A 15,253-nucleotide genomic window follows, 5' to 3' on the forward strand; every position below is an offset into this window, starting at 1 on the left:
CGTCATCCTGATCGCGCTGTTCGTTCGTTAATACGCGTCGACGTCGATCACGGCCTGGGCGAACGCCTGCGGCGCTTCCTGCGGCAGGTTGTGGCCCACGCCCTTGATCACGCGATGCGTACGTTTTCCGGTGAAGCGGGCGGCATAAGCCTTGCCGTCCGTGGCCGGCGCCACACCGTCGCTGTCGCCGTCCAGCGTGATGGTCGGCACGGCGATCGCCGGAGCGGCCGCCAGCCTTTTCTCCAGCGCGTCATACTTCGGATCGCCGTCCGCCACGCTCAAGCGCCAGCGGTAGTTGTGGATCACGATGGCGATGTAGTCCGGATTGTCGAACGACGCCGCGCTGCGGTCGAAGGTGGCCTGGTCGAAGTTCCACTGCGGCGAATTGGCCTTCCAGATCAGGTTGGCGAATTCGCGGCGGTTGGCCTGGTAGCCCGCCTGTCCCCGTTCGGTGGCGAAGTAGAACTGATACCACCAGCCGTGTTCCGCCTTGGGCGACAAGGGCAGCTTGTTGCGCTCGCGGTTGTTGATCAGATAGCCGTTCACCGATACCATGGCCTTGCAGCGCTCCGGCCACAGGGCCGCGATGATGTTGGCCGTGCGCGCGCCCCAGTCGTAGCCGGCCAGGATGGCCGTGGGAATCTTCAGCGCGTCCATCAGCGCGATGATGTCCAGCGCCACCGCCGCCTGCTGGCCGTTGCGGAACGCCGCATCCGACAGGAAGCGCGTGCTGCCATGGCCGCGCAGGTGCGGCACGATCACGCGGTAGCCCTGCGCCGCCAGCAGCGGCGCCACCTCCGCGAAACTATGTATATCGTATGGCCAGCCGTGCAGCAGCAGCACCGGCTTGCCGTCGGCGGGGCCGGCCTCGTAGTAGCCGACATCGAGTTCGCCGGCGCGGATCTGGCGGATCGGCGCCAGCGGCTGCGGCAGATCGGCTGCGCGCGCCAGCGATGCGAAAGGCAGCTCGGCGGCGGCCAGACCGACGGCGGCCAGCGCGCCGGTCAACAGGTTGCGGCGCCGGGTATTCATGCTGCCAGCGCCAGTTCGACGTGGATATTGCCGCGCGTGAGCTTGGAGTACGGGCAGGTCTGATGCGCCGCCTCGATCAGCGCCTGGCCCACTTCGCGCTCCAGGCCGGGCAGGCTGACGTTCAGGCGCGCTTGCAGCAGGTAGGCGCCGCCGGCCGTGCCCAGATCGACTTCGGCATCGACCGCCAGGTCGGCCGGCAACCGCACCTTCATCGCCCGCGCCGCATGCCCCAGGGCGCCGATGAAGCAGGCCGACCAGCCGGCCGCGAACAGCTGCTCCGGATTGGTGCCCTGGCCGTTGCCGCCGGGCGGCGACAGCTGCAGGTCCAGACGGCCGTCGCTGCTGCGGGCGTTGCCGTCGCGGCCGCCGGTGGTGTGGGTTTTGGCGGTGTACAGTACTTGTTCGATGCGGGTCATGGCGTGTTCCTTGTCGTGGGTGGGATGATGTTTTGTATCGCATCCGACTAAATCGGATGAGACGAATAATATCTCAAGCAAAAACAAAGTCAAGCTTTTCCGATCAAATCGCATCCGATGTATAATCCGGCATCTGCAGACCACGGGGACCGCCATGAGCACCAAAGCCGCCGCAAAAAAAGAATCGCGCAAGCTGGCCGATTTTTTATGCTTCTCGATCTACTCCGCCAACCTGGCGTTCGGCCGGGCCTACCGCCCCATCCTGGACGAGCTGGGGCTGACCTACACCCAGTACATCACCATCATCGCGCTGTGGGAGCAGGACGGCCAGACCGTCGGCAGCCTGGGCGAAAAGCTGTTCCTGGAATCGAACACGCTGACGCCCATCCTGAAGAAGCTGGAGGCGATGGGTTATCTGCGCCGCGAGCGCGATCCCGGCGACGAGCGCCAGGTGCTGGTCAACCTGACCGGCGCCGGCCGCGCGCTGCGCGAAAAAGGGCTGGGCATGAACCTGGTGGACGCCTGCGGCCTGACGCCGGACGAATTCTCCACGGTACAAAAAGCCGTCGCCACGCTGCGCAACAGCCTGATCAAGTCGGTACAAGACAAGGGCTAGGCATGGCGAGGAAACGGTTTTGGCTGTTCGCGGCATGTGTCGCGGTAATCGTGTGCGGCCTGCTGTCGCGCAGATACCCATTCCTGCTGCCGGCGTTCCTGGGCAAATATCCCGGCGACGCGTTGTGGGCGGTGATGGTCTACCTGGGTTGCGCCTTTATCCGGCCCGGCGCGGCGAGGGGCCGCCTGGCGGCCAGCGCTTTGGCGATCTGCTATCTGGATGAATTGTCGCAGCTGTATCAAGCGCCGTGGATCAACGCGGTCCGCGCGACGACGGCCGGACATCTGGTGCTGGGCTCCACCTTCTCGTGGCATGACATGCTCGCCTACACGGTCGGCATCGCACTGGTCGCGGGCATCATGGAGCGGGTGAAGGGAATCGAACCCTCGTCGTAAGCTTGGGAAGCTTCTGCTCTACCATTGAGCTACACCCGCGATGGCTGCATTCTACGCGGCTTTGCATCAGATTGACAATGTCGCCGGTTGCGGCGCACGCATCTTGCGCCTCGCCGACCATTCGTCATAGCGTTCCTGCCATTCATCCCGCCGCAGGCCGCGTTCATCGGGTGCAGCTCACGCAGCACACCCGCCGTCCCTAGAATATCCGGACTTTCAACGATCGGAGACCACCATGTTGCGACACCTGCCCCTGCCACTGCTGCTGCTGGCCAGCGGCGTCCATGCACAGCCATTGGATGCGGTAACGAGCGCCATCAATGCGGGAGAGTACCAGCAGATCACCAGCGTCGTCGTGTCGCAGCATGGCAAGCTGATCTACGAACACTACTTCGACAAGGAAGGCCCCGAGGGCTTGCGCAACACACGGTCGGCAACCAAGACCGTGACGGGCATGCTGGTGGGCGTGGCGGTCGACCGCAAGCAGCTGCGCCTGGACACGAAAGTGCTGCCCCGCTTCCCCGAGTTGCAGCCGCTGGCCAACCCCGATCCGCGCAAGGACAACATCACCGTCGAAGACTTCCTGACCATGAGCTCGCTACTGGAATGCGACGACGACAACCAGCATTCCCGGGGCAACGAAGAACGCATGTACCTCATCGAAGACTGGAGCCGCTTCGCGGCCGAGCTGCCGATACGCGGATTCCCTGACTGGCAGCCGCGCCCTGAGCAATCGCCCTACGGCCGCTCCTGGAGCTATTGCACTGCGGGCGTCACGCTGCTGGGGCCTTTGCTGGAGCGCGTCAGCGGCCAGAGCGTGCCGGACTTCGCCGCCGCCCATCTGTTCAAGCCGCTGGGCATCGAGCATTTGAAATGGCAATTCCAGCCCAGGGGATCGGCCATGACCGGCGGCGGCCTGCAGCTGCGCAGTGTCGACCTGGCCAAGCTCGGCCAGCTGTATCTCAACGGCGGCCGCTGGGAAGGCAGGCAAATCATTTCATCCGAGTGGGTGCGCAACTCCATCGCGCCGCATGCGAATGCGCGCGAAGGTTACGACTATGGCTATCTGTGGTGGCTGCAGAATTTCAAGGTTGACGACCGCACCGTGCCCGCGTTCGGCATGTCCGGATCGGGCGGCAACAAAGTGTTCGTGTTGCCGCAGCAGGATGCGGTGGTCGTCATCACGACGACCAATTTCCAGATTCGCGGTGCCCATCCGTTGAGCGAAAAACTGTTGACCAGCCTGATCTTGCCGACGCTGCTGCGTCCTTGAGGATCGGGGATGACAACGGCGGGGCCGCCCCGCCGCTGCCGTCTCAGTTCAGCAGGTTGAAGTCGGCCCGGTAGTAAGTGCCTTCCGGGCCATCGCCGGCGCGTTGCAGATAGATGGACTGCTTGCCGATGCTGGCGTGCTCGACTTCATAAATGCCGCTGGCCAGCGTCTGGCCGGCAGCCACCGCGAAGGTCAGCGAGAACTGGTCCCCGCGCCCATCGACGAAGCTGCGCTTGACGCTCAACAGCGTCATCGCCATCCCCCGGTTGCCCGGATACACATTGAAGCGCTCCTGCACCAGCGCCAGATACGCGGCGCTGCCGGCCGCCGCGGGCGCGACGTTGCCGGCGCCTATGCCGGCAACCGGCGCGCTCCTGGCTTTGCTCAGCTCGGCCGCGCCACTCAGGCCGCTGCTGCCCAACAGGCCGCCGGTAGCCAGCACAAATGTTCGACGTTCCATAATCGCTCCTTGACGAAGATTAGCCGCGCGGTGGGAAGATGCCCTGCAACGCAATAATAAAATTCAGCTCCAGATAGGGCTGCACATTGTTGTGCGCCTGGCCGCCGCCGTTCGCGCCGCTCAATATGGCCGGCCCCATCGGACGCAGCGGCGCCGGCCCGATATACGGCGGCGTCGGCGACACCGAAACCGCCAGCGTGTTGCCGTTCGGGCTGGCGGTGGTCGCTGGCGTACTGGTGGCCTGCATATTGTGCGAGTGCGCCGGCAGCTCGGCGGCCGCCAGCGTCACGCTGGCCTGGCCGCCCGATTCGCCCTGGAAGCGCTCGCTCAAGCCCGGCCCCTGGCCGACGCCCATCGGTGCGCGCTGGCGCAAGTTCGGCAAGGCGAAAGTACTTTTCCCGTCGCCGCCGTACTGGGCTCCCAGCAAGGAAAACAAGGCCGTATTCTGCGAGATCGGCAATAGCTGGCCATCGCAAGTGGCCCAGCCGCGGGGTGCAAAGTTTCCGGTAAAGAGACGGATCTCCGCGAGGAATGGATCTGCCATGACTGCTCCTTAACTTTGGGAAGGGAAGACGCCGTACAGCGCGATGATGAACTGGACCGCGAGATAGGGCGCCATGTTCTCGTGCGACTGGCCGCCGACGTTCGGGCCGATGGTGCCGGCGCCCATCAGCAGATTCGGCGGCACCGCGGCGTAGACCTTGGGCTTGGGCGACGGCGCCGCCGGCACCCAGCTGTTGCCGTCGGTGATATTGATGCCGCTGCCCGACGGCGGCGGCGTGGCGGTGCTGGCGTTGATCACGTGCTTGTGGAATGGCATTTCCGCAGTGCTCAGCGTGACCCGCTCCAGGCCGCCGTTCTTGCCGAGCTGGTAAGTGTCGCCCTGCAGCGTGCCGACGTGGACCGGCACGCGCCCGCGCAGATCGGGCATGGCAAAGGTCTCGACGCCGTCGCCGCCATAGGTGTTGCCGATCAGCGCGAACAAGACTTCATTCTCCGAGATGGGCCACTGGGCGCCATCGCAAAACGCCCAGCCCGCCGGAGCGAAGTTCCCCGCAAACATACGAATTTCACCGACATAAGGTATCGACATGGTTAGTCTCCTGAAAGCAGGGCAAGCTTAATTGCGCGAAGGGAAAATGCCGACCAGGGCGATGCAGAACTGGCTGGGGGCGTAAGGCTGGCGGTTCTCGTGCGGCGCCGAGCTGCCGGCATAGCCGACCGTGTCGGGATGCAAGGTCGCGCTGCCGTCGAAGCCGTGATAGATGTTGGCGCCGCCGGCCGGTATCGAGTCCAGGTAATTGCCGCTCGGACTGATGGAGCGGTAGGCGCTGGGATCGACCTCGTTGGCGGCGTTGACGGCGTGGCCATGCTGCGGCACCTGCGCCGTGGTCAGCGTGTGGCGCGCCGCGCCGCCGCTGGCGCCCGGCTGGACGTTGTGCATCGGCATGCGGCCGCGCAGGTCGGGCAGCGCGAAATTGTTGATGCCATTGCCGCCGTAGCTGGTGCCCAGGATGCTGAACAGCGCCTGGTTCTGGTTGATCGACAGCAGTTGTCCGTCGCAACGCACCCAGCCTTTGGGGGCGTAGCCGAAACTGAACATGCGGATTTCACCTAAGAATGGTTCGGACATGGTGGCTCCTGGTAGCGAGAGAGGCCGCGTTGGCGATGCCGGGCGGCGTAAGAAAAAGCGCCGTCGGCGGACGGCGTTCAGGCGGACGTGGTCCGGCTCAGGATGGCCGGCGCCGTTTGGCGCGGCCCACCAGCAGCAGCACGCCCAGGCCCAGCGGCAACATCATGACGGAAGCAGGTTCAGGCACAGCGAGGCCGGTCGCATACACCGAGACATTGTCGAGCGCCGTGTAGTCGAAATAGTTTTTATTGAAAAACTGCAGCCAGACCTGCCCCTTGTTGCTCCACAGATTGGAGATCGTGATGTGGGTCCAGTCGCCGCCCGTATTGGTCTGCTGCCAGATGACTTTGCCGTTAAGCAGCACCTTGGAGTCATTGACGACAGAGTCACTGCTCGCATGGTAGCGTTGCAGGTCGAAGTCCAGCCGGTAGACCAGATGGGAGTCCAGCGTGATCTGCTGGCCCAGGATGCCGAAGTCCTCATAGGCGCCATCGCTGAACACCATGTTGAACTGATGCGACAGCGGCGTTTCGGAATAATCGTGGCCCAGCGTTTGCGCCGAGGTGTCGCCGCTTTGCGTCCAGTAAGGCGACAGCGTGGCGGCGGAGAAATTGCCATCGACGATCAGATTGGCTGCGGCAGCGATGGACGAGGCGCCGAACGCGACGGTGCACAGCAAGGCGGAGAATAACTTACGCATGGCTAACCTTCAAAAGGATAGGAGGATATGGCGAGCAACAGTGCGGTCATTCTACTGCGAAAATGTCAACAAATTATCAATATGATAGCTATTTTTAAAAATATTATAAAAACGTTGTTTTTATAATAGTTGCAAGATGCAAGTGGCCTCAGCGGGCCAGCCAGCCGATGCTGTGGGCGGCGACATTGTGGATGTAGAGGCGGCCGCCGGCCTCGGTGGCGCCGGTGGTGACGGGCGAGTCGCCGCCGGGATCCTGCAGGTCGGCGACGATGCTGCCATCCTCGGTGAACGCCAGCACGTGGCCGTAGGGCCTGGGCTCGGGCCACAGCGCGCGCGGCACGCGCAGCATCAGCTTGCGCAGCCAGGGCTGGCCGGCCATCTTGTCGAGGTCGTTGCGCTGGCCGGACAGGCCCAGCCAGATGCGGCCGCCCTCGCCGCGCACCAGGTTGTCCGGATAGCCGGGCAGGTTATCGAGCAGCACCTGCGCCTGCGCCGACGCCTGCCGCACATCCAGCCTGGCCGCGTTGACATCGATTTTCCAGACCCGGTAGCGGCCGCTCTCGCACACATACAGGTGGCGCTGGTCGGCGCTCATCAGCACGCCGTTGGAAAAGCTCAGGCCGTCGGCGACCACGCGCGTGGCCTTGGCGGCCGGATCGTATTCCAGCACGCGGCCGGTGGCCGATTGCTCCAGCACGTCCAGCATGGCCGCCTCCATCGTGTCGCGTTCGCCGGGGCCGAAGCGCCGCGACGCATCGCTGAAGTAGATCTTGCCGTTGGCCGCGACCGCCACGCCGTCGGCAAAGCGGATAGGCTCGCCGTCGACGCGGTCGGCCAGCACGCTGACGCGGCCGTCGGGCGCGACCGACAGCAAGCCCTTGATGGCGTCGGCGACGATCAGCTGGCCGCCGGCGTCGAAGGCCAGGCCGAGCGGCCGGCCGCCGGTGGAGGCCAGCACTTGCTGCGCGCCGCCGTCGGCCTGCATGCGCAGGATCTTGCCGCTGAGGACACCGGTGTAGAGTTTGCCGTCGGGGCCGGCCAGCACATGCTCGGGCCCGGATTCGGCGCCCAGCGATATCTGCTGCAGGCCGGCCAGCCGGGTGTTGACCGCGTGGGGGCCCGTGTAGCCGGGCGGTGTGGGGGAGTTCCAGCTGACCGGCTGGATCGGGACCGGCCATAAACTCAGGTAGGCAGCGACAATCAATGCAGCAAACATGGACACCCTGGCGATTTTTTTCATAGTGCGTACTAGTCTACGCAATCCTGGTAAAAAATGGCAAAGCTTGCATCATCGCCCGGCAGCGGCTGCGTGAGCCGCCGTCGCCGGATGCGCGGCGATGGCTTGCAGCACGATGTCGTGCAGCCGCCGGGCCGGGGCGCTCAGCTCGTCGCTGCCGCAGTGCAGGCGCAGGCCGATCACCGGCAGCGGCGGCAGGTCGGGCTGCTCCAGCGCGCGCAGGGCCGGCGGCAGGCCGATCGCAGTACGCACCGTCACGCCCAGTCCGGCCGCCACCGCGGCCCACACGCCGCCCAGGCTGGGGCTGCTGAAGGCGATGCGCCACGGGATGCCGGCCCGGTCCAGCGCCTGGATCGCGGCCGAGCGCATGATGCAGGGCGCATCCATCATCACCAGCGGCAGCGGCTCGGCGTGGCCGCTCCAGGCCGGCCAGGCGGCGCTGTCGGCGGCGGCGATCCAGCGCATCGGCAGGCGGGCCAGCTCGGGCGCGGGCGCCGGCGGCGCGGCATCGCTGTGCCAGGCCAGCGCCAGCTCCAGCCGCCCGGCCGCCAGCTGCGCCATCAGGTCGGCATTGCGCGCCACGCTGGCCTCGATGCGCAGCCTGGGATGCACGCGGGCGAAGCGGCCCAGCACTTCGGTGAGGATGTGCTCGCCGAAATCTTCCTGCATGCCCAGCCGCACGCTGCCGGCCAGCTCGGCGCCGCGCACCGCCGTGGCCGCCTCATCGTTCAGCTCCAGCAGCCGGCGCGCATAGCCCAGCAGCGACTCTCCGGCCGAGGTCGTCACCATGCCGCGCCCTTCCTTGCGCAGCACCGGCAGGCCCAGCTGGTCCTCCAGTTTTTTCAGCTGCGCGCTGACGGCCGAGGTCGAACGTCCGAGCCGCTCCGCCGCCTTGGCGAAGCTGCCCAGGTCGACGCCGGTGACGAAGGTGCGCAGCACATCCAGGTCGAAGGTGATCCGTCGCATAACCATCCCGATTTATCGAAGTATTCATCAAAATATTCCTGATTTTCAGGATCAAAATATCGCTGTATCGTGAAGCTGTCAATCACAAAACGGAGGCCGTCATGCCCATGAGCCGCATCTCTCTGCTGAAAGGAAAATCGCCCGAGTACCTGAGCGCGCTGTCGAACAGCCTGCACCGCGCCATGGTCGAGGCCTTCAACGTGCCGGAAAAAGACCGCTTCCAGGCCATCCACCAGCACGAGCCGTATGAGCTGGTCTTCGACCGCGACTATGAAAGCCCGGCCGGTCCGCGCTCCGGCGACTACGTGCTGATTAACATCACCACCGGCAAACCGCGCAGCACCGAAATGAAGCAAGCCTTCTACCGCCGCCTGGTCGAGCTGCTGGCCGAGGCGCCGGGCCTGCGGCCGCAGGATGTGATGGTGGTGCTGTCCGTCTCGCAGGGCGACGACTGGTCGTTCAGCGGCGGCGCGCCGGCGGCCAGCCTGTGGAGGCCGGCATGATCGCCATGCAATACAGCTTCAGCCTGCCGGCCGACTACGACATGGCCACCGTGCGCGAGCGCATCGCCAGCAAGGGGCCGCTGCTGGACCGGCTGCCGCATCTGGCGTTCAAGGCCTATCTGTACGCCGAGCGCGGCGCGGCGCCGGAAAACCTGTACGCGCCCTTCTACCTGTGGCACAGCGAGGATGGCATGCACGACTTCCTGAACGGCCCCGGTTTCGCCGGCGTGGCGCAAGCCTTCGGCTGGCCGGCGGTGCGCACCTGGACGCCGTGGCACGCCAGCGTCGGCGCCGAGGTGCGGCAGGCGCGCCACGCCACCCGCAGCGTCGAGGCGATCCCGCCCCACAGCGATCTGGCGCAATGGCGGCAGCGGGAGGAACAGCACGCGCGCCATGCCCTGGAATGCGGCGCGCTGGCGGTGGTGATCGGCTTCGAGCCGGGCGGCTGGAGCATCGTGCGCCTGTGCCTGTGGCGCGCGGAACCGGCCCTGCCGCCGCTGCCCAACGAGCAGCGCTACCGGGTCGGCCACGTGTCGGCGCCGGGCCGGGACTAGCGCAGCAGCATCAGCGCGCTGCGCGGCTGGGCATTGGCCTGCGCCAGCATCGAGGCGCCGGCCTGGCGCAGGATGCTGGCGCGCGTCAGTTGCGCCGTCTCGCTGGCGTAGTCGGTGTCGCGGATGCGCGAACGCGCCGCCTCCAGGTTGTTGGCGCCGCTTTCATCGTTGCCGGCCGCCGCCGACAGCCGGTTGCTGGCCGCGCCCAGCGTGGCGCGGATCTCGCTCACCAGATCGATCTTGCCGTCGTAATAGTCCAGCGCGGCCGACGCGCCGCTGAAGTTGGACAGATCCTGCACCGGCTCGCCGCCGCTGTACACATCCTGCAGCTGCAAGTCCGGCGGCCCGACCACCACCGACGCCTGCCGCCCCGCCAGCAAGCCCGCGGCCGCCGGATTGGCGCCGCCGATGCCGATCGGATGCGATCCCGGCCGCGGCACATTGCTGACGGTGACATTGCCCTTGTGCGTACCCAATGTCAGCCCCAGCGATGCAGTGCTGCCGGGGTTGGATTCGGTGATGAGAATGTCGCGGCCGTCGGCGGCGCTCAGTGTCAGCGTGCCGCCACTGGCGCTGGCCGTCACGCCGCTGGTGGCCGATGCCGCGCTGATGGCGCCGGCGGCATTGGCGGCGCGTATCGCGGCAGTGTTGCCGGCGATGGCGCCGATGTTGACGCCGTTGATGGAAAAGCTGCCGGCCGCCAGCACGCCGCTGGCGCCCACATCGCCGGACAGCGTGGTGGTGGCGCTGGCCGTCACGTCGCGCACATTGGCGGCGTTGATGGCGGCCGCCACCGCGTAGGCGCTGGCGGCGCCCTGCCCGGCCTGCGCACCGGCGGACGAGGCGCCGACCGCGGCGCCGTTGATGACCAGATCGCCATAAGCGATCGCCGCCAGCACCGTCGTGCCGACGGCGGTGGCCTGCTGCGGCGCGACGTTGACCAGGGCCTTGTTGTAGCCGATCGGCGCCAGCGCGGCCGGGATGTTCAGCGCCAGCGTCTGCCCCGCCCTGGAGCCGACCTGCAGTTGCTGCGAGAACGAACCGTCCAGCAGGGTGAGGTTGTTGTAGCGGGCGCCGGCCACGATGTCCACATTGGAAGCGACCAGCGCATTCACCTCGACCTGGATGGCGGCGCGGTCGGTCTGGCTGTTGGTGTCGTTGGCGGCCTGCACCGCCAGCTCGCGCATGCGCTGGAAATTGTCCAGCAATTGCCCGGCCGCGCCGTCCGCCACCTGCAGTAGCGAAATGCCATCGTTGATATTCTGGCGCGCGCGGCGCAGGCCGTTGATGTCCGAGCTCATGCGGTCGCTGATGGCCAGGCCGGCGGCATCGTCGCGGGCCGAATTGATGCGCAGGCCACTGGAGAGTTTTTGCAGACGCGCAGCCATGTCCTCGCCCGACAGCGCATAACTGCGCTGGGCGTTCAGGGAGGAGAGGTTGGTGTTGATCTGCATGCCGTGGTTATCCGATGCCACTACGGAAAAGTGGTTGTCGTCTAACTAACGGCAATAAACGGCGGGACTTGAACGTTCCGCGAGAAACAATGCGGCCCGCGCCGGCCGGCGGGCAGGCGTCTTAGCTGGGTAGCAATTCCAGGCGTTCGCGGGCTAGCGCCAGCTGGTTGCTGTCCATGCGGGCGGCGGCGTTTTTCAGGTAGCGGCCGGCGGCGGCATAGCCGCTGCGTTCGGCCATCGCCAGCCACATCCAGGCCTGCGCGATATCGGCGCGCACGCCCTGGCCGACCATGAACATCAGGCCCAGGTTGAACTGCGCGCGCGCATGGCCCTGGCCGGCGGCCTTCAGATACCAGTGATGCGCCTGCACATAATCCTGCGCCAGGCCCTGGCCGTTGTCGAAGCGCAGCCCCAGCGTGAACTGCGCCAGCGCATGACCCTGCTCGGCCGCCTTGGCGTACCAGCCGTTGGCCTGGGCGCAATCGGGCTGCGGACCGTCGTCCTTGTCGAACAGCAGGCCGAGGTTGTACTGGGCCGCCGCGTAATCCTGCTCGGCGGCGCGGCGGTACCAGGCCATGGCCTTGCGGTCGTCGCGCGGCACGCCGCGTCCCGTTTCGTAGCGCAGGCCGAGGTCGAACTGCGCGCGCAGATGGCCCTGGTCGGCCGCCTTGCGGTACCAGAAGATCGCCTCCTGGTGATCCTGCACCACGCCATGGCCGGCGTCGTACAGCATGCCCAGATGGTATTGCGCGCCGGGGAAGCCCTGCTCGGCCGCCTTGCGGTACCAGAACTGCGCCTGCTCGTAATCCTGCGCCACGCCCTGGCCGTGGTCGTAGCGCAGGCCGAGATTGTTCTGCGCCGCCGCGTGGCCCTGCTCGGCCGCCTTGCGGTACCAGTCCAGCGCCTTCTGCTCGTCGCGCGGCACGCCCTGGCCATTGTCGTAGATCAGGCCCAGGTTGAACTGCGAGCTGGCGTGATCCTGCTCGGCCGCGCGGCGATACCACAGGATGGCCTTCTGGCTGTCCTGCGCGATGCCGTCGCCCTTGTCGAAGCGCAGCGCCAGGTTGAACTGCGCCGGCGCATAACCCTGGTCGGCCGCCTTGCGGTACCAGGACATCGCCTGGCCCACGTCCTGCGGCACGCCCTGGCCATTGTCATAGCGCAGGCCGAGGTTGAACTGCGCGCGCGGATAGCCCTGCTCGGCCGCCTTGCGGTACCAGGCGATGGCTTGCTTGAAATCCTGCGGCACGCCCTTGCCGGTGTCGTACATCATGCCGAGATTGTTTTGCGCGCCGGCGTCGCCCTGGTCGGCGGCCTTGCTGAACCAGTACATGGCCTTCTGCGTGTCGGCGTCCAGGCCCTGGCCCTTGGCGTACAGCCAGCCCAGGTTGTACTGCGCGGCGGCGTAGCCCTGCTCGGCGGCCAGCTGGTACCACGCGGCCGCCTCCTGGTAATTCTGCTCGACGCCCTGGCCCTTCTGGTACATCACGCCCAGGTTGTACTGCGCATGTTCGAGGCCGGACTGCGCAGCCTGGCGATACCAGACCACCGCCAGCTCATAGCTTTGCGCCACGCCCTGGCCGTTGAAATACATAAAGCCCAGGCTATGCTGGGCATTGGCGACGCCGCGCTCGGCCAGTCCCTTGACGCGCAAGAACTCGGCCGTATAAGTGCTGCCGTTATTTGCGTCGGCTTCGTTGGGACTGTATTTCGTCATACCGTTTTTCTACGCTGCGTCAGGCTTGGATCGCGATCATCGCCGGTTGGGTGTCTAAAATGGGAAGCGCATGCAGCACATGGGCCGACGGCGGCGCCGTCAAACGGCCCTGCTCCTGCAGCACGTCCATGAAGCTGGCCAGCGAAATCGGCCGGTGGTACAGATAACCCTGCATCGTGGTGCAGCCGTTCGCTTGCAGATAGCGCGCCTGCACCTCGGTCTCCACGCCTTCCGCCACCAGGTGCAGGCCGAGGCCGCGCGCGATGGAGATGATCGCCAAAATCACCGGATAGTGGCCGTTCTCGTCGTGGATCTCCTTGACGAAGGACTGGTCGATCTTGATCGTGTGGATGGGGAAGCGGTGCAGATACGACAGCGACGAATAGCCGGTGCCGAAATCGTCGATGGCCACCGATACGCCCAGCTGGCACAACTTGTTCAACTGCTCGATCGCGTACTGCGGATTGCGGATGCAGATGTTCTCGGTGATCTCGACTTCGATCTGCGCCGGCGAAATGCCGTAGCGCGTCAGCGCGCCGCGCATCTTCTCGAAGAAATCGCCGCGGTCCAGGTATTGCGGCGACAGGTTCAGCGACAGGCGGATCGCCTCGCCGCCGGCCGCGTTCCATTGCAGCAGATCGCGGCACAGCGCGCCCAGCATCCAGTCCGAGATTGGCAGCATCAGGCCATTCTCTTCGGCGAACGGCAGGAACTCGCCGGCCGACAGCAGGCCGCGCTGCGGATGGTTCCAGCGCATCAGGCCCTCGGCGCCGATGATGCGGCCGGTGGCCACGTCGACCTGCGGCTGGTAGTACATTTCCAGCTCGTTCAGTTCCAGCGCCTTGCGCAGGCTCTGCTCCAGCGCGATCTTCTGGTGCGACACGTCCAGCATCGAGTTGTGATAGAAGCTGTGGCCATTCTTGCCCAGCGCCTTCACCTGGTACATGGCGATGTCCGCGTGGCGCAGCAGCTCGTCGATGGTCTCGCCGTCGCCCGGATAAATCGCGATGCCGATCGAGGCCGAGATGTGCACCTCGTGGCCATCGAGATCGAAGGGCTTGTGCAGGCTTTCGAGGAATTTGTCGGCGATGGACTTGGCGTCCTGGCGGTCGCGCAGCTCCGGCAGCACGATGGTGAATTCGTCGCCGCCCTGGCGCGCCAGCGTGTCGCCGCGGCGCAGGCAATCCTTGAGGCGCGTGGCCACCTGCTGCAGCAGCTCGTCGCCCTTGACGTGGCCCAGCGTATCGTTGACCAGCTTGAAGCGGTCGAGGTCGACGAACATCACGGCCAGCTCGGTCAACTTGCGCTTGGCCTGGATCACGGCCAGGCCCAGGCGGTCCTTGAACAGCATGCGGTTCGGCAGGTCGGTCAGGATGTCGTGGTAGGCCTGGTAGGAGATCACTTCCTCGGCGCGCTTGCGGTCGGTGATGTCGCGGGCCACGCCGTAGGTGCCGAAGAACTCGTGCTTCTTCACCTCGTGGTCGGGGATGTGCATGCCGATCGCGTTGAGCGAAATCGTCATCAGCGTGTTGTTGAAGGTGCGCTCGATGCCGCTGCCGGTATTGCACTTCAGGCGCAGCTCGACGTTGCGCGACGCGCGTTCGTCGACGCGGCGCTCGTTGAAGGCGTAGCGCGCGCGCTCCTGGTCTTCGTCGTGCACCAGCACCGAGTAGTGGCGGCCGATCAGCTCTTCGCGGGTAAAGCCCAGCAGCTGCTGCACGCGGTCGTTCACGAACGTGAACTTGCCTTCGTGGTTCAGGGTGTAGATGATGTCCGGCGAGCTGTCCACCAGATAGCGGTACATCTTCTCCGAGTTTTCCAGCTTGGAGGCGATGCGCTCGTTGTCGATGGCCAGGCGGCGCTTTTGCAGCGCGTTCTCCACCGTCTTGAGCAGCTCCTCGCGGCTGTAAGGCTTGCGCAGGTAATCGTAGGCGCCGCGCTTCAAGGCGCCGATGGCCGCCTCGATGCCGACATCGCCGCTCATGACGATGACGTCGCCGTCGATCTCCTTGGCGTTGATGAAGTCCATGATCTCGTGGCCGCTCATGTCCGGCAGGCGCAGGTCGAGCAGGATCAGGTCGAATTTGAGCCTGGTCAGCTGGGCCAGCGCCTCGCTGCCGCAAGTGGCCGTGACCAGATGGTAGTCGCGGTCGCGCAGCAGTTCGTACAGGGATGACAGCAAACGCGGCTCGTCGTCTACGAGCAGGATGCGCGGGCAGTTATCGGGAAGGGCGACGGGGGCGTGGTCGTCCGGGGAGACAGCGGCTAGGCTGACTGGGTTCAGGTTCATCATGGCC

17 protein-coding genes and 1 tRNA gene are annotated in these 15,253 nt (G+C 65.8%); 5 read left to right on the top strand and 13 right to left on the bottom strand.

Annotation, left to right across the window (positions count from 1 at the left end; translation table 11 throughout):
- Positions 1-27: 27 nt before the first annotated feature.
- Together GEV02_RS24050 and GEV02_RS24055 are read right to left on the bottom strand one after the other, a co-directional pair.
- A complete protein-coding gene (locus tag GEV02_RS24050) occupies positions 28-1,032 on the bottom strand; it encodes an alpha/beta fold hydrolase (protein ID WP_152840490.1) in 1,005 nt (334 codons plus the stop codon).
- Entirely contained in the window at positions 1,029-1,448 is a 420-nt protein-coding gene (locus GEV02_RS24055) for an organic hydroperoxide resistance protein (RefSeq protein WP_152840491.1), read from the bottom strand. The genes GEV02_RS24050 and GEV02_RS24055 overlap by 4 nt, the downstream gene beginning before the upstream one ends.
- A 154-nt stretch (positions 1,449-1,602) precedes the next feature.
- Here GEV02_RS24055 and GEV02_RS24060 point away from each other — a divergent pair, with 154 nt between their 5' ends.
- Both GEV02_RS24060 and GEV02_RS24065 read left to right on the top strand, forming a co-directional pair.
- Positions 1,603-2,064: a MarR family winged helix-turn-helix transcriptional regulator gene (locus tag GEV02_RS24060; RefSeq protein ID WP_152840492.1), complete on the top strand. Its 462-nt coding sequence runs from the start codon at positions 1,603-1,605 to the stop codon at positions 2,062-2,064.
- Positions 2,065-2,066: 2 nt separating this feature from the next.
- On the top strand, positions 2,067-2,459 hold the full coding sequence (locus GEV02_RS24065; protein WP_152840493.1) for a ribosomal maturation YjgA family protein: 393 nt from the start codon (positions 2,067-2,069) through the stop codon (positions 2,457-2,459).
- Here GEV02_RS24065 and GEV02_RS24070 read toward each other — a convergent pair.
- Positions 2,425-2,498 (bottom strand) — tRNA-Gly (locus GEV02_RS24070). The genes GEV02_RS24065 and GEV02_RS24070 overlap by 35 nt on opposite strands.
- A 196-nt stretch (positions 2,499-2,694) precedes the next feature.
- Between GEV02_RS24070 and GEV02_RS24075 the strand changes: the two genes are divergently transcribed.
- Positions 2,695-3,732: a serine hydrolase domain-containing protein gene (locus GEV02_RS24075; protein WP_152840494.1), complete on the top strand. Its 1,038-nt coding sequence runs from the start codon at positions 2,695-2,697 to the stop codon at positions 3,730-3,732.
- Between the two features lie 43 nt (positions 3,733-3,775).
- On the opposite strand, the gene GEV02_RS24080 is transcribed toward GEV02_RS24075, so the two are convergent.
- From GEV02_RS24080 to GEV02_RS24110, 7 genes are all read right to left on the bottom strand, one after another.
- Positions 3,776-4,192: a DUF6916 family protein gene (locus tag GEV02_RS24080; RefSeq protein WP_152840495.1), complete on the bottom strand. Its 417-nt coding sequence runs from the start codon at positions 4,190-4,192 to the stop codon at positions 3,776-3,778.
- A 19-nt stretch (positions 4,193-4,211) separates the two neighbouring features.
- Positions 4,212-4,736 carry a phage tail protein gene (locus GEV02_RS24085; RefSeq protein WP_152840496.1) on the bottom strand — a complete coding sequence of 175 codons (525 nt, stop codon included), beginning with the start codon at positions 4,734-4,736 and terminating at the stop codon, positions 4,212-4,214.
- 9 nt (positions 4,737-4,745) lie between these two features.
- Positions 4,746-5,285, bottom strand: coding sequence for a phage tail protein (locus GEV02_RS24090; protein WP_152840497.1), 540 nt, complete (start codon positions 5,283-5,285; stop codon positions 4,746-4,748).
- A 27-nt stretch (positions 5,286-5,312) separates the two neighbouring features.
- Positions 5,313-5,825, bottom strand: coding sequence for a phage tail protein (locus tag GEV02_RS24095; protein ID WP_152840498.1), 513 nt, complete (start codon positions 5,823-5,825; stop codon positions 5,313-5,315).
- Positions 5,826-5,922: 97 nt separating this feature from the next.
- Complete coding sequence (locus GEV02_RS24100) at positions 5,923-6,525, bottom strand: PEP-CTERM sorting domain-containing protein (RefSeq protein ID WP_152840499.1); 603 nt, start codon at positions 6,523-6,525, stop codon at positions 5,923-5,925.
- Positions 6,526-6,673: 148 nt separating this feature from the next.
- A complete protein-coding gene (locus GEV02_RS24105) occupies positions 6,674-7,741 on the bottom strand; it encodes an SMP-30/gluconolactonase/LRE family protein (RefSeq protein ID WP_152840500.1) in 1,068 nt (355 codons plus the stop codon).
- 72 nt (positions 7,742-7,813) lie between these two features.
- Positions 7,814-8,728 carry a LysR substrate-binding domain-containing protein gene (locus GEV02_RS24110; RefSeq protein WP_152840501.1) on the bottom strand — a complete coding sequence of 305 codons (915 nt, stop codon included), beginning with the start codon at positions 8,726-8,728 and terminating at the stop codon, positions 7,814-7,816.
- A gap of 107 nt (positions 8,729-8,835) precedes the next feature.
- On the opposite strand from GEV02_RS24110, the gene GEV02_RS24115 reads away from it, so the two are divergent.
- Together GEV02_RS24115 and GEV02_RS24120 are read left to right on the top strand one after the other, a co-directional pair.
- Positions 8,836-9,231 carry a tautomerase family protein gene (locus GEV02_RS24115; RefSeq protein WP_328595907.1) on the top strand — a complete coding sequence of 132 codons (396 nt, stop codon included), beginning with the start codon at positions 8,836-8,838 and terminating at the stop codon, positions 9,229-9,231.
- Complete coding sequence (locus GEV02_RS24120) at positions 9,228-9,785, top strand: DUF4865 family protein (protein ID WP_152840503.1); 558 nt, start codon at positions 9,228-9,230, stop codon at positions 9,783-9,785. The genes GEV02_RS24115 and GEV02_RS24120 overlap by 4 nt, the downstream gene beginning before the upstream one ends.
- On the opposite strand, the gene GEV02_RS33730 is transcribed toward GEV02_RS24120, so the two are convergent.
- The 3 genes from GEV02_RS33730 to GEV02_RS24135 form a co-directional block, all read right to left on the bottom strand.
- Positions 9,782-11,239, bottom strand: a complete 1,458-nt coding sequence (locus GEV02_RS33730; RefSeq protein ID WP_152840504.1) for a flagellin N-terminal helical domain-containing protein — start codon at positions 11,237-11,239, stop codon at positions 9,782-9,784. The genes GEV02_RS24120 and GEV02_RS33730 overlap by 4 nt on opposite strands.
- A 121-nt stretch (positions 11,240-11,360) precedes the next feature.
- Complete coding sequence (locus GEV02_RS24130) at positions 11,361-12,956, bottom strand: SEL1-like repeat protein (RefSeq protein ID WP_152840505.1); 1,596 nt, start codon at positions 12,954-12,956, stop codon at positions 11,361-11,363.
- Positions 12,957-12,975: 19 nt separating this feature from the next.
- Positions 12,976-15,246, bottom strand: a complete 2,271-nt coding sequence (locus tag GEV02_RS24135) for a putative bifunctional diguanylate cyclase/phosphodiesterase (RefSeq protein WP_152840610.1) — start codon at positions 15,244-15,246, stop codon at positions 12,976-12,978.
- Between the last annotated feature and the right edge of the window lie 7 nt (positions 15,247-15,253).

This window comes from Rugamonas aquatica, assembly GCF_009380215.1.
Classification (GTDB): Bacteria; Pseudomonadota; Gammaproteobacteria; order Burkholderiales; family Burkholderiaceae_D; genus Rugamonas; species Rugamonas aquatica_B.

What these genes read in the sequence shown, in the direction of transcription:
- GEV02_RS24090 (WP_152840497.1), bottom strand. Translation starts at nt 5,285, where the DNA reads ATGTCGATACCTTATGTCGGTGAAATTCGTATGTTTGCGGGGAACTTC.
- GEV02_RS24060 (WP_152840492.1), top strand. Translation starts at nt 1,603, where the DNA reads ATGAGCACCAAAGCCGCCGCAAAAAAAGAATCGCGCAAGCTGGCCGAT.
- GEV02_RS24100 (WP_152840499.1), bottom strand. Translation starts at nt 6,525, where the DNA reads ATGCGTAAGTTATTCTCCGCCTTGCTGTGCACCGTCGCGTTCGGCGCC.
- GEV02_RS24065 (WP_152840493.1), top strand. Translation starts at nt 2,067, where the DNA reads ATGGCGAGGAAACGGTTTTGGCTGTTCGCGGCATGTGTCGCGGTAATC.
- GEV02_RS24120 (WP_152840503.1), top strand. Translation starts at nt 9,228, where the DNA reads ATGATCGCCATGCAATACAGCTTCAGCCTGCCGGCCGACTACGACATG.
- GEV02_RS24105 (WP_152840500.1), bottom strand. Translation starts at nt 7,741, where the DNA reads ATGTTTGCTGCATTGATTGTCGCTGCCTACCTGAGTTTATGGCCGGTC.
- GEV02_RS33730 (WP_152840504.1), bottom strand. Translation starts at nt 11,239, where the DNA reads ATGCAGATCAACACCAACCTCTCCTCCCTGAACGCCCAGCGCAGTTAT.
- GEV02_RS24110 (WP_152840501.1), bottom strand. Translation starts at nt 8,728, where the DNA reads ATGCGACGGATCACCTTCGACCTGGATGTGCTGCGCACCTTCGTCACC.
- GEV02_RS24080 (WP_152840495.1), bottom strand. Translation starts at nt 4,192, where the DNA reads ATGGAACGTCGAACATTTGTGCTGGCTACCGGCGGCCTGTTGGGCAGC.
- GEV02_RS24050 (WP_152840490.1), bottom strand. Translation starts at nt 1,032, where the DNA reads ATGAATACCCGGCGCCGCAACCTGTTGACCGGCGCGCTGGCCGCCGTC.
- GEV02_RS24135 (WP_152840610.1), bottom strand. Translation starts at nt 15,246, where the DNA reads ATGAACCTGAACCCAGTCAGCCTAGCCGCTGTCTCCCCGGACGACCAC.
- GEV02_RS24085 (WP_152840496.1), bottom strand. Translation starts at nt 4,736, where the DNA reads ATGGCAGATCCATTCCTCGCGGAGATCCGTCTCTTTACCGGAAACTTT.
- GEV02_RS24130 (WP_152840505.1), bottom strand. Translation starts at nt 12,956, where the DNA reads ATGACGAAATACAGTCCCAACGAAGCCGACGCAAATAACGGCAGCACT.
- GEV02_RS24115 (WP_328595907.1), top strand. Translation starts at nt 8,836, where the DNA reads ATGAGCCGCATCTCTCTGCTGAAAGGAAAATCGCCCGAGTACCTGAGC.
- GEV02_RS24075 (WP_152840494.1), top strand. Translation starts at nt 2,695, where the DNA reads ATGTTGCGACACCTGCCCCTGCCACTGCTGCTGCTGGCCAGCGGCGTC.
- GEV02_RS24095 (WP_152840498.1), bottom strand. Translation starts at nt 5,825, where the DNA reads ATGTCCGAACCATTCTTAGGTGAAATCCGCATGTTCAGTTTCGGCTAC.
- GEV02_RS24055 (WP_152840491.1), bottom strand. Translation starts at nt 1,448, where the DNA reads ATGACCCGCATCGAACAAGTACTGTACACCGCCAAAACCCACACCACC.